Raw genomic sequence first — 13,249 nt, 5'->3', positions numbered from 1 at the left:
CATTTCCATGGTAAAGGGCGATTTATCCCGGATGCTTCGGGATCAGTGGAAAAACAGGTAACCGAGCCAAATTCCGGCGACTACGCCTATCAAATCGGCGATGAGACCTGCCACAATAGCGTATCTTGTGTTTTTGATCCCAACGGACCCGAAGTAAAGTGCAACAATATATAGCGTCGTATCGGCCGATCCCTGGAAAATACACACCAGCCTTCCCACAAACGAATCGGGGCCGAATTCCTTCATCGCGTCGATCATGAGCGCGCGCGCGCCGCTGCCGCTCAGGGGCTTCATGAGCGCAACCGGTAGGGCGTCGGTAAAGTCGGTATTCATGCCTGTTGAGGCAAATGCCCATTTCAAACCGTCGATCATATAGTCCATCGCCCCGCAGCTGCGGAATGCGCTGATCGCCACCAGCAAGCCCACCAGATACGGGATAATCGTTACCGAAGTGGTGAACCCGCCTTTTGCACCTTCAATGAATGCTTCGAAAACATTTACTTTTTTAAACATCCCCCAACCTAAAAACGCCGCTACCACAAACAGCAACACCGAGTTTCCGGCCAGGATCGAAATCGTTTCGATCTGCTCCTTCGGCAAGCCGGATAAGTACCATAATATCAATGCGATCATCGCCGTCACACTGCCGAGCCCGAGCATTACCGTCCGGTTGAAGAGATTGATCTTCTGCCAGGTTGCCGTGATGATCATACTCACGACCGTGGTCACGTACGTACCCACGACGCACGGAATGAACACGTCCGAGGGGCTTTCTGCACCGAGGATCGCACGTTGGGCGATGATCGACAGCGGGATAATCTGTAACCCCGAGGTATGCAGTACCAGGAACATAATCTGCGCATTCGACGCGGTATCCTTGCTCGGGTTGAGCTCTTGCAGGCTTTGCATCGCCTTCAAACCGAACGGTGTAGCCGCATTATCGAGCCCAAGAAAGTTAGCGGAGAAATTCATGATCATCTGGCCGTTCGCCGGGTGATCTTTGGGAACTTCGGGGAAAAGTTTATTGAAAAACGGGCCTATAAAGCGGGCGATCACGTGGATAATCCCGGCTCTTTCACCCACATTGAGAATACCCAGAAAGAATGTCATCACACCCGTGAGCGGCAGTGCAATATCCATTACAGCCGTTTCGGCCATTTTGAGCATCCCTTCCGTAATGGCTTTAAAGGTTTGCACATCACCCGTGAAAATGAATTGCACGAATGCTATCACAAAGGCGATGACGAAAAAGGAAACGAAAATATAATTTAAAGCCATATCAGATTCAGGAGTGCCAAGGCGGGATTAGTAATGATTTGTTTATAATGCATTGAGTAAAATATTTCTTTTAATGCAAATAACAAAGGTATATTGCAAACAGGTAGACCTATCAACAAACCTCAACGATTTTCCATGAAGCATTACAGCTTTTTACTCCTTTTGGCACTATTGTGCTGCAACAAACCTAAAAACAACGATGAAACCGCAGCCTCGAACAGCGGCGAACCCACCAAAGCCATCAACGACACCATCCCGCTCACCCGCGACAAAGTAGAAAACAGCCCGATCGCGAGTTACAGCGAAAAGGTGAAGGACGAACTCAACGACTGGCGCCTGGCCGTGGATATTTACGAAACGAAAGAGACCTTCAAATTCCTGATGAAGATCGAATACATGGTGCAGGAAGCGGAAGACACGCTTACCATCCCCAATTTCGGTATCATGCCCAAAGTGGAGATCCGTAAAGGCCCTCAGAAGGAATCCTGTATCGTCGGTTTTCTGGACAAGCAAGGGGAATTTAAGGAGTATAAGCTGATTGCTCTGAAGGACAAGCAGTTGAAGATTTCAACTTTGAAGTATTACGCGAGGGCGCGGTATAAGGTGAGTAAGTGATTTTTCGGAAGCCGGGCAACACGGCCTGGCTTCCGATCGGATATTAATTTGGTATTACTATGTAAGCCTTCATATTAGAGCTGTTGTAAAGTATCCCATCTCCCACAATATTGTCGTAAGTAAACCAGGTGTTATTTTGCGGGCCTCCGTCCCATCCCCAGTTCATTTGATAATAGCAGCTGGTATACTCATAGCAATATCCATTCTGATCCTGGAAAATAGCATGTAAATCCTGTATGCCATCAATTACCCAAACATGCATATTAGCTAAGCAAACACTACAATTCGCCCCATAAACGATGACCGGTCGCTGCGCCAGTAACTGACTCTTAATCGTTGCCTGGTTGGCCGGATTAAAAAAATCCAGATCATAAGATGTAAAGCCACGTGCCGCGAAAAAGTCGTCAGTCTTGCCTGGTTCCATCCATGTCTGGCAACCCGAACCCGACATCGGTATGCCTAAAGCCGGTATGACTGTATTATAAATTGCTCCAGTGGCTTTGCCTATATCCCTGAGCAGATGCGCTAAATTTCCATTCACAGTATTGTCCAAAGGAGCACAGTCATCGGACTGCTTAGGAGGCATTCCATTAAACATGGCAGCCGTGTAATTAGTGCCTTCAATAGTTACAGCACGATGATGGTATTTTAAAACTTCCCCTATCGCTAATGGCCCACATCCAACAAGCGCCTTACTACATGGGAATGCACCCGATTTCGTGCAATTGGGAACAACAATCCCGTTCGGGCAATGCGCATTGTATCCCTTCCCCTGCCCCCATTGAGCCACATTATGTGTCAAATGCGCAATAGTCACATTAGCTGGAATCGGATGTGTTACGAAATACTCACAACTTGCCTCTGGTGTCCAGACTGGCTGATCTGCTGTTTTGAAACCCGGCCCCTGACCAACTTCAAACTGCCTCCATTCATTGATAATATCGATATTGGCCTCGGTTTTACCCCGAATGCCTGCTGCATGTTCGGCGATAAAATCCTTCCATAACTGAACTCCCGGATTATCCGTTTCTAAATCAAAGATTCCCGTATCCGAGAATGCTAGCACAGGTTTCATACGCTTGTCGGCTGAAAGAAGCAGGTGTCCTTTATTATCTTTGAAATTGATGACGTAAAAAATTGCTGTTCCCGCTCGATCGGTGAAAGTCGCTATGTCGTTTACTTCTTTACCGTTTGTCTCCGTGGTCCTCCTGTTTCGCTGCAAAGTTTCAACCAATGCCAGTGCTTCGCTCTTACTGACAAAGAATTTCTTTTGCAGAAAACTTGGCGACCGATCTGCCACATTCAAGTTATTTTCTTTATCGCAAGCCAAAAACGCGAGAACTAGTGTAAGAATCGATAGTCCTTTGCTTAAATTCTTTCTCATAATAGTGTGACGATTTTGTTAGAAATTTATTTATACTTTTTTGTACAAATAAAATAAGAACAAACCACAGCCATTCTGGGAAAAGGAAGGATCGGACCTACAAAAAGGAAGAAAATTCAGGTGGTATGAGAGGGTCCGGTAGCAGGATCGCTGCAAGTCCATATTCCAAACTGCGTTCCCGGCTCTGCCGTATACGCGTTGAGCATGACGCCCGCGCCGTTGCACATGAAGTCGGGAGAACCACCGCCATTGGCAGTTACCAATAATGAAGCGGGCTGCGGGGCACTTCTCTTTACATTGATAGGTGTGCTGAAAGCTGAGGTTACTCCACATACCGATGAAGTAGCAGAAACCTTCACGGTACCATCCGGGACACCCGTAATTTGTGCAGAATTGGTATTGCCGGGCGAGTTAGCGGTAATGCCGCCGGTGGCTACCCAGTTGTAGCTTGTAGCGTTGCTGGCCGTTGCGGTTATCGTCTGGGGATTGCAAAGCAAGATATCCGGTGAATTGATGACGGGTTTAGATGGAACCGGCCTTGTGATAGTCAATTGCGAAGAGGTTGTCAAACCAGGCACATCATTTCTCGAAGTCGTGACTTTGATCACGCCGCCTGAACCCGCATTCGGCGTGAGCGTTACGATATTCCCGCTTCCCGAAAGCGTCCAACCCGGAGGATAAGTCCAAACGTAGTTGGTTGCATTCGTTACCGGATCTACCGCGACATTGATCGGTGCCGTGCCGCAATTGACTTGGTAACTTCCGCTTTGTGCGACACCGTTGATTTTGATGTTGCCGGGCGTGCCTAAGTAGCGGATGGGGATGGTTTTGGTTTGCGTCAGGCCGACGGGACATTCCGAACATCCCTGATCACCAGCGCTGGGTTGACCTGATGTAACTTTGATCGTACCATTTCCATTGGTATTGTTCCATACGACCTTAATTTGATCCTTTGCATTAGCTTCAAGTATGGATGGACTTGCAGCAGGAATTCCTACAATAAGACCATTTGTTACTTCCCATTTGTACTTGCAGTCTTTACCATTGTTACATTTTGCAAACGAACTCATTGCGATAGAATAGGTGTGTTCCGTATTATTCGGAAGTGCGTAGGAACACGTGTTGTTGGGAAGGCCGCAATTGATAGTTACCGATTGCCCATTTGCCATCATTGACAATCCAATCTGACAAAATACAAATGCAATACAAAGACTTAGTTTCATAGTTTTCATAGTGTTGTGTTTAAAAGTGAAAAGTAAAATTTAGCTTGCTCAGAGGACTCAGTGCGAATCCGTAACGATGGCTCTTTGATGTGACTTCTCCATCCAGACTTTTGCCCTTGGACCAGCGATGATTGATGTAAAGGTTGCTTTCTACCGAAGCCGACAAGCGCTTGGAGATTTGATACTTATAACCACAAAACGGCGCAACAGCCACTGCCAGGCTGGACGAAGGAAGAATTCCAGTAGTGTTTTTATAGTTGTTGAAACAGTCGATTTCCGTATCTACTCCATGAAAGAACTGTCCTACCCGAAGATTCCTCCTCCATTCATAGCCGATGCCGAATGAGGTTGAAAAACTCTCCATTTCATGGCGACTGTCAAAAGTCACCGAATAACCCGAATCGGAATTCATTTTTGAAGCGTCTTTGTCTGCAAACCAGTTTAGTGTATTAATGGTCGCACGGAACGCTCCTCGCCCCTTTTTAGATGCATACCTAAGAGTCACGTGAGCCTGACTGGCCGCTATCGCGCGAAACACATCCAGGCTAACGTCCCACCGGTAATCCGTACTAGCATGGTTATTAGAAATACCTTCCGGAGGCTTCTTTTGCTCCTGACAATGAGCGCTTTGCATTGAACCAACGAGCCCCAAAAAGGCCATCATAACTAAGTAGCATGTGTTCTTCATATTATTTATATTTTTTATACAAATAAAATGAGTACAAACCACACCCATTCTGGGATAAGGAAGGAACGAACCTACAAAAAGGAAGAAAATTCAGGGCCTTGATTTGAGCTTGCTGACGTAGTTTTCAGAGATGCCGAGGTAGGAGGCGATGTACTTTTGAGGTACGCGGTTGAAGAGTTCGCCCGAGCGCGTACGGAACGATTCCAGCTTTTCGGGCGCGGAAAGCGTACGCATGTCGCGGAGCAGGTCCTGGTGGGTCAGCAACAGGCGCTCGGCGATGATGCGGCCAATGCAACAGGCCTGGGGATGATTCATATATAGCTCGTAGAGGTCAGCCCTGGTAATGTAAATGAGTACGGAGGGTTCCAGCGTCTCAATACATTCACGAGAAGGGAGCTGCCTTAAGAAACTGTCAGCTGCGTGGAAGAAATCCCCCTCGCTGGCGAACCAGTCGGTAACGTCGCGGAAATTGCCCTGGCCGTCGGCTGCGAAATGGTAGCCGCGCACAAGGCCCGATTGCAGGTACCAGAGCTTGTCACATGTTTCACCGTCGGATAACAGCACCCGCCCTTTCGGAACTTTCACAATTTTAAGTTTTTGCTGAAACAGTACCCTTGTTTGGTCTTCGACAGGCAGGATCTCATTCAGGGAGGATATGAATTCGTAATACATATGATATAGTGTGTTGATATAGTCGCAAGTTGATCAATTCCGGTCACATTTCTATACTACAAACAAGGCACAAAAAAAGCCCGGTTACCCGGGCCCTTTTCGCATTTGTAAGAAGTGTAATTATGCATTAAATACGAGATCCATCTTCTCACGGATAGTCAATAAACGTTTGCGATCGCCACCGGAAACTTCTGCGGAAGCCCAGCCCGAATAGCCGACTTTCTGCAACGCCTTGTTCACTTCGGACCAATTGCAATCGCCCTCCATGAACTCCACGTCGAAGCCTTTCCAGAGACCGAGGTCGTTCTGTTTTTTGAAGCTGAATTCTTTCAAATCCAGTTTGAGAATGCGCTTGTTCAATGCTTCGATCCACGAGACAGGCCAGCTGTAACGGAGCACGTTACCAACATCGAAATACCAGCCTACCATCGGATGTTTGAACTCATCCACATAACGGGCTGCTTCGAGCGGGCTCAGCAAAAACTGGTTCCAAACGTTCTCGAACGCGATTTTGACACCTGTTTTTTCACAAACCGGCAACAGCTTGCGGATTTCTGCCTGCGAGCGCTCGTATGCTTCCGCATATGTCACATTCGCATTCACAACGCCTGGTACCACGAGAACAGTAGTCCCGCCGTATTGCTTGGTATCGTACAATGCTTTTTCGATGGATTTGACGCATTCCTCGCGTTTTTTTGGATCCGGGTCCGACAATGGGAGCTTCCAGTGCATCGAATTCACGGTTCCGGGCAATTCAAGGCCCGTTTTGTCGCGCGCGGCCAATACTTCCTTCATATCCAGCTTGTCGGGCGAGTCGAGTTCGACACCGTCGTAGCCGAGGTCTTTCAGGAGTTTGAATTTGTCCATGATCGACAAATCTTCTTTCACCATGCCCCATTTAAGGCTTTTCTTCACCATCGGACGTGCCGCCGGGGATCCGGCGACCGGCGACCCGGCCGCAGCAGGCATAGCAGCAGTTGCTTCGGTGCCAGCCAGCACCGAAGAGCCCACCGCCACGGCAGATGCTGCCATGGCGGTGTTTTTTAAGAAATCTCTTCTTTGCATAAGGTATCAGGAGAATGCAGTGATACCTGGTTTGGCCACCTCTACAACCGGTGGTTTCATGTCAAAGCTGTAAGTATCAGGGCCCAGCTTCTCGGTAGAGTTCAATGCCTCGTTCCAGGTAATGCGCTTGCCGGTGTAGGCAGCCATTCTACCCATGATGGCGGTCAATGTGCTGTGTGCCATGAACTCACCATCGTTGATCAGCTTACCGCTACGGATAGACGCAAACAGTTCGTTGTGCTCTGTCTGGTACATATCGTTTTGTACACCTTCGTATTTCCAAGGGTTCGCACCGGTGATTTCGTGTACGTTACGAGCACAGTTCACCATCGCGCTTCCTTTGGTACCGAGTGTTTGTACGAGGTAGCTGTTTTCGCAGTTGGCCTGCTGACGTGAGTGGTGGAAACCTTTCACGCCGTTGTCGTAATCGTAAACAACCGAGAAGTGGTCGAAGATGTTACCGAACAACGAATCGGTACGAACCTGACGGCCGCCTGTACCTACCGCTGAAACCGGCAGCTTTCCACCCATTGCCCAAGCCATCATGTCGATGCTGTGTACGGCCTGCTCCACGATGTGGTCACCCGCGAGCCAGGTGTAGTAAGTCCAGTTACGCAATACGTATTCAGCGTCTGTCCAGCCCGAAACACGTGGGAACGACCACAGTGTACCGGTGTCGTAAGTGTTATAGATAGCTGTAATGTCGCCCACTGCGCCATCGAGGATACGCGCAAAGCTCGCACGTTTCGGCTCATGGTAACGCCAGCAGAAGCCCGACATCAGTGACACATTCTTTTGTTTTGCCAATTTCGCTGCGTCCAGCACTTTGCGAACACCGGGAGCGTCAACCGCCACAGGTTTTTCGCAGAACACGTGCTTACCTGCATTGATAGCGGCAGTGAGGTGCTCGGGACGGAAGTGGGGAGGCGTAGCGAGCAACACTACATCCACACCTGAGTCCAGCACTTTTTTGAAAGCGTCGAAACCAATGAACTTACGACCTTCATCCACTTTCACTTTCGGGCCGTGCACTTTGGTAAGGTTTTCAAGCGACGCGTCCATTTTGTCTTTGAAAATGTCGCCCATTGCCCACAACACCACGTTCGGGTCGGCTTTCAAAGCCTGGTTGGCAGCACCGGAGCCACGGCCGCCGCAACCGATCAAACCTACTTTGAGGGTATCGGCATTTACGCCTGCAAAAGCGCGATTGGGGTTCAGAATCGCAAAGGTCGGCAATGTGCTACCTGCCAATGCAACTCCCGCCATTTTCAAAACATCTCTCCGAGAAGTACTCATTGTCAATTAAGGATTAGGTGATGGAATGACTGTTTTTATTGAATTTTCTGTTGATTATGCCAGTGATACAGGATCTTAAAGGCATTAAAGTTAATGCAAAACCTCAATATTTCCTGCTAATATAAACCAAAATTTCCATTTGCGTGCTCGACCACACACAAAAGTTATTACATGTTAATAATACAATTTATATAGTTTTATATCCCCGAACTTCCGTTTCCTGAATATGGTCCTTGAGAATTTACTGCTTATAATATCACTCCTTTTTGTGGTTTCGATGCTCACGATGCTGAGCGAAAAAATCGGCATCTCCTACCCGATCTTCCTGGTCATCGCCGGCTTGCTGATCGGCGTAGTCCCCGGCATGCCCCACATCCAGCTCGAACCCGACTGGGTGTTTCTGATCTTCCTGCCTCCACTGCTTTATGAAGCCGCCTGGAATACTTCCTGGAAAGACTTCTGGGCATCCCGGCGTGCAATCGGGCTGCTGTCCATCGGGCTGGTTGTATTTACGGCCACCGCCATTGCCTACATCAGCCACGCGCTCATTCCGGGTTTCTCACTGGCGATGGGCTTCGTGCTGGGCGGCATTATCTCACCGCCCGACGCCGTGGCAGCTACTTCCGTTTTACACGGACTTAAAGTCCCTAAGCGCGTCGTTACGATCCTCGAAGGTGAAAGTCTTGTCAACGATGCTTCATCACTCATTGTATTTCGTGTGGCGCTGGCGACGATCGAAACTGGCAATTTTGTACTCTGGAAAGCAGGCGCGGACTTCCTGATGGTCGCCATCATGGGTATCCTCATCGGATTGGCTATCGCGCATGTGCTGTACGTGGTTCATCGTTTTTTCCCGACTACCCCGAGCATCGATACGGCGCTTACATTCATTTCACCCTATTTGATGTATATCGCGGCCGAGCATTTCCATTATTCGGGTGTACTGGCCGTGGTGAGCGGCGGGCTCTTCCTGAGCTTCCGTGCGCACGAGCTGTTTACCTACCAGTCGCGAATGCAGACCAATTATGTCTGGCAAACGGTGGTTTTCCTTCTGAATGGCATTGTATTTATCCTGATCGGGCTGCAACTACCGGAAGTGATGGATGGGCTGCATGAATACACCATCACCGAAGTGGTGACCTACGCCGTCATTATCAGCATTGTTACAATCCTGATCCGCATTATCTGGGTTTTTCCCAGTACCTACATTCCGCGGATCCTTTTCAAATCCATCCGCCAAAAAGAGGCAAGGCCCGGCTGGCAGCCGGTATTTATCGTTGCTTGGAGCGGGATGCGCGGCGTGGTGTCGCTGGCATCTGCATTGGCTATTCCACTTTTGATGAATGGAAAGGCATTTCCGCACCGCGACCTGTTCTTGTTTATCACGTTCGTGGTGATTCTTTTCACGCTGGTGTTCCAGGGACTGAGCCTGCCCTATTTGATCAAATGGCTTAAAATCGAAGACGACGGCGATAGCCTGGAAAAGGAGAATGCGTTGATAAACTCCCGACTGGCAACAGTGAGCCTCGATTACATGAAATCTAATTATGAAGGTGAGATACAGGATTTCGAACCATTCCGGCTATTGAAAGACCGATATGAGAAAATTGTCGAAATGGCGGATTACAAACTGCTTCATTCCGAAGACAGCAAATCAGTAAGCCATGTGCGCAAATACCGCAAGATGCTGCTGGAAATTATTGAAGTAAAAAGGGAGGAAATCCTGAAATTGAGACAGGAGAGAACTTGCTCCAACGAGCTCATCAAGACCAAAGAACACGAACTCGATCTCGAAGAAGCAAGGCTCCGCAGGTCACCTTAGTGCTAATTCCACTCCACTTCCACCACGTAATCCCGAAGGTCGATGGTCGTGAATTTCTCGTTATTCTGGCGTTTGAGCGACACTTTGCCGTTTTGAACCTTTGCTACCTGCTGCGCGATCACGTCCTTTTCGTTTTTCTTGCGGTAAATAGCAACCATCGGATCCTGGCTCGTTACATCTACCTCGCAAGTACGGCCTTTGGCGGTTACCAGCTTGGAGTTGTTAGGCAAATAGGGAGCCTTCGCCAGCGCCAACGCGCGTGAAGCTTGCGGCACGCCGTAACCCACATAATTATTGCCGTAAGGATACAAATGCGACGATTTTTCGATCAGTGAAATGAGTTCTTTGTTCGAAAGCTGTGGATTAGCTTGAAGCAGACATGCAGCAAAACCGGTAATGACAGGGGCAGAAAGCGACGTTCCGTACAGCGAGAAGCACGAAACATTCGGTTTCACATAGGACAGAAACTCCGGCCCGACGCTGCTGTACCCAATGCGGTTCCAAAGCTTGCCATTGGTAGCACCTACCGAAAGTACGCCTTTCGCGTCGGCAGGAGCGGAAACAATGCCCCAGCTTTTGTCGTCGCCCTCATTACCGGCGGAAACGATGATCATAATGCCTTTTTTATCGGAAGCAATCTGCGCGGCTTTGCTGATAGCGCTGGTTTTGCCGTCCATTTGCGATGGCTGATAGTTCTCTTTCGGGTCGGAGAAGCCTTTGGCATAACCCAATGAAGTATTGATCAAACGCACGCCGAGGCTGTCCATCCATTCCATCGCGGCGATCCAGTTGTCCTCTTCGCCACGGTACTCGCGCATCGAATAGTCGGTGCGGGCGAGGTAGAACTTCGCATTGGTAGCCATACCATATTGCACCTGATCCTGGTAATCAATCCCTGAAATAGCCGCAAGCACTTCGGTACCGTGCATATCGGAGAATGATTCGGCGGTGCTGAACAGCAAGTCACCCGGACGGCCCGGTTTCACGTAGTCCCGGATGCCTAATATTCTTTTATTGGAAAAAACCTGTGAAAGCGAAAGGGAAGAGTCTGCGCCGTAGAAACCGGCATCGATTACACCGATCGTCACGTCTTTGGCGGTGATATTTTCTTTCAAAAATGCATTGGCCTGTACCTGCGACATCACGGGCGCCATTTGCGCCTTTTCGATCGGCTGCGTGCGTGCGATGTAAAAACCCGGATCGATCATCACCACATCGGCCACAAAATCCAGCTCCCTTACTTTCATCGCCTGCTCGCTTGTAAGATTGGCCGAAACCGCATTCAGCCATTTGGAGCGATTGATGATATTCACCGACTGCTGCCGCAATGCTGCTTCATATTCTTTTTTTACCGGTAAATCGGTTTCATCTGAAAGTGCCAGGCCCAATTTCTGCCGGTTTTCCAGCGTCAGCGCCGAAACAGCAGGGCTTGTGGTCAGGTCTTTATTTTTCAGATAAATCCAATATTTCGGGCTTGCAGACAACACCAACGGCACCAATACAAACGCAAGCAAAAGCAATCTTCTCATCAACGGCATTAGTTAGGTATTCTTAATCAATTTGGTATAATGTAACTTCCAAAACGGCATTTAAGCGTCCTCACGCTATTCTGCTCAGAGACGGATGTTTAGAATTTTTGAACAAGATAAACGTAATTTTACAAATTAAATTACCGGATCCGAAAAAATACAGACATGCGATATTCCCCCATCGACCAAAAGCTATTTGTTGAAAACAGACGCCGTTTGACGACTTTACTCAAACCGAAATCACTGGCGATTCTTAACGCCAACGACATTATGCCTACCAATGCGGACGGCACAATGGGTTTCAAACAAAACAGCGACCTGTTCTACCTCACCGGCGTCGACCAGGAGGAAACTATCCTGCTCATCTTCCCCGATCACCCCGATCCGAAGTTCCGCGAGGTACTTTTTCTCCGCGAAACCAACGAAACCATCGCCGTTTGGGAAGGGGAAAAACTGACCAGGGAGCAGGCCCGCGTAGCTACTGGCATTCAGAGCATATACTGGACGCACCAGTTCGAAACGGTTTTCGGCAACATCGTTTTCGAGGCTGAAAATGTGTATCTGAACACCAACGAACACACGCGCAACGACTCATACGTGCAGTCGCGCGACGCAAGGTTTATTGTGGATTTCAAAAACCGCTACCCATTGCACAATCTCGTGCGCCTGGCGCCACTAATGCACCAGCTGCGGGCAGTGAAGCAGCCGGAGGAAATCGCATTGCTTCAAAAGGCCTGTGATATTACCAAGCAGGGTTTTGAAAGGGTATTGAAATTCGTCAAACCCGGCGTCCATGAATTCGAGATCGAGGCCGAGCTCCTTCATGAATTCGTCCGCAACCGCTCGAAAGGCTTCTCCTACCAGCCGATCATCGCATCCGGTGCGAATGCCTGCGTGCTGCATTACATTCAAAACGACCAGATTTGCAAGGACGGCGACATCCTCCTGCTCGATGTAGCCGCCGAATACGCCAACTACGGCGCCGACCTCACGCGTAGTATTCCGGTAAACGGCCGCTTCACAAAACGCCAACGCGATGTGTACGATGCGGTGCTTCGCGTTTTCAAAGCCGCCAAAGGCCTCCTCGTGCCCGGCAACGTCTGGGATGAATACCACCAGGAAATCGGCCGCATTATGGAAAGCGAGCTCATCGGTCTGGGCCTCATCACCAAAGAAGACATCGAAAAGCAGGACCCCGACCTGCCTGCGTACAAAAAGTATTTCCCCCACGGAACCTCCCACTTCCTCGGCCTCGATATTCACGACGTGGGCAACAAATACCGCCGGTTCGAAGCCGGTATGGTCTTCACCTGTGAGCCGGGTATTTACATTCGCGAGGAAGGATTAGGTATTCGTTTGGAGAATGACATTCTGATTACCGAAAACGGAAATGTGGATCTGATGGCGCATATTCCCTTGGAAGCGGAGGAGATCGAGGAGTGGATGAATGCTAAGTGATTCTTTGTAAATTTGTTGATATTGATTGTTGTTACATGCCGACAGCATTTCAACACATTGGTCGCTACTATTTTCTACCAATGTTGCATCGCTAACGCGATTCAATCATGAAGAAAAGAGTGCCGCCAGGTACGGAACATTGGTAGCAAGAGTAGAAACCGTTCAAATTGGAAATTCCGTAGGGATGTAACAACATTAAAAACACTTTTAAATTAAACA

At 48.8% G+C, this 13,249-nt stretch carries 11 protein-coding genes; 3 read left to right on the top strand and 8 right to left on the bottom strand.

The window, feature by feature from the left end; translation table 11 throughout:
• Positions 1–42: 42 nt before the first annotated feature.
• Positions 43–1,278 (bottom strand): nucleoside recognition domain-containing protein, encoded by a 1,236-nt coding sequence (locus tag J2Y43_RS27815; protein ID WP_309989100.1) that lies wholly within the window; start codon positions 1,276–1,278, stop codon positions 43–45.
• A 135-nt stretch (positions 1,279–1,413) separates the two neighbouring features.
• On the opposite strand from J2Y43_RS27815, the gene J2Y43_RS27810 reads away from it, so the two are divergent.
• Positions 1,414–1,893 (top strand): hypothetical protein, encoded by a 480-nt coding sequence (locus tag J2Y43_RS27810; protein WP_309989103.1) that lies wholly within the window; start codon positions 1,414–1,416, stop codon positions 1,891–1,893.
• A gap of 43 nt (positions 1,894–1,936) precedes the next feature.
• Here J2Y43_RS27810 and J2Y43_RS27805 read toward each other — a convergent pair whose 3' ends face one another.
• The 6 genes from J2Y43_RS27805 to J2Y43_RS27780 form a co-directional block, all read right to left on the bottom strand.
• Entirely contained in the window at positions 1,937–3,277 is a 1,341-nt protein-coding gene (locus J2Y43_RS27805; RefSeq protein ID WP_309989105.1) for a C10 family peptidase, read from the bottom strand.
• A 116-nt stretch (positions 3,278–3,393) separates the two neighbouring features.
• The gene (locus J2Y43_RS27800) at positions 3,394–4,347 is read right to left on the bottom strand and encodes a hypothetical protein (protein WP_309989107.1); all 954 of its coding nucleotides are present in this window, start codon (positions 4,345–4,347) and stop codon (positions 3,394–3,396) included.
• A gap of 172 nt (positions 4,348–4,519) precedes the next feature.
• On the bottom strand, positions 4,520–5,188 hold the full coding sequence (locus tag J2Y43_RS27795) for a hypothetical protein (RefSeq protein ID WP_309989110.1): 669 nt from the start codon (positions 5,186–5,188) through the stop codon (positions 4,520–4,522).
• Between the two features lie 90 nt (positions 5,189–5,278).
• Positions 5,279–5,860: a Crp/Fnr family transcriptional regulator gene (locus J2Y43_RS27790; RefSeq protein WP_309989113.1), complete on the bottom strand. Its 582-nt coding sequence runs from the start codon at positions 5,858–5,860 to the stop codon at positions 5,279–5,281.
• A 120-nt stretch (positions 5,861–5,980) separates the two neighbouring features.
• Complete coding sequence (locus J2Y43_RS27785) at positions 5,981–6,892, bottom strand: sugar phosphate isomerase/epimerase family protein (RefSeq protein WP_309989117.1); 912 nt, start codon at positions 6,890–6,892, stop codon at positions 5,981–5,983.
• 39 nt (positions 6,893–6,931) lie between these two features.
• A complete protein-coding gene (locus tag J2Y43_RS27780; RefSeq protein WP_409014504.1) occupies positions 6,932–8,191 on the bottom strand; it encodes a Gfo/Idh/MocA family protein in 1,260 nt (419 codons plus the stop codon).
• A gap of 256 nt (positions 8,192–8,447) precedes the next feature.
• Here J2Y43_RS27780 and J2Y43_RS27775 point away from each other — a divergent pair, with 256 nt between their 5' ends.
• Positions 8,448–10,043, top strand: a complete 1,596-nt coding sequence (locus tag J2Y43_RS27775; protein ID WP_309989121.1) for a Na+/H+ antiporter — start codon at positions 8,448–8,450, stop codon at positions 10,041–10,043.
• Between the two features lie 2 nt (positions 10,044–10,045).
• Here J2Y43_RS27775 and J2Y43_RS27770 read toward each other — a convergent pair whose 3' ends face one another.
• Complete coding sequence (locus J2Y43_RS27770) at positions 10,046–11,572, bottom strand: S8 family serine peptidase (RefSeq protein WP_409014497.1); 1,527 nt, start codon at positions 11,570–11,572, stop codon at positions 10,046–10,048.
• Positions 11,573–11,737: 165 nt separating this feature from the next.
• Between J2Y43_RS27770 and J2Y43_RS27765 the strand changes: the two genes are divergently transcribed.
• A complete protein-coding gene (locus J2Y43_RS27765; protein ID WP_309989127.1) occupies positions 11,738–13,030 on the top strand; it encodes an aminopeptidase P family protein in 1,293 nt (430 codons plus the stop codon).
• Positions 13,031–13,249 lie beyond the last annotated feature (219 nt).

Source organism: Dyadobacter sp. BE31 (assembly GCF_031457695.1).
Lineage (GTDB): Bacteria > Bacteroidota > Bacteroidia > Cytophagales > Spirosomataceae > Dyadobacter.
This window is presented reverse-complemented; position numbering and strand designations above follow the sequence as displayed.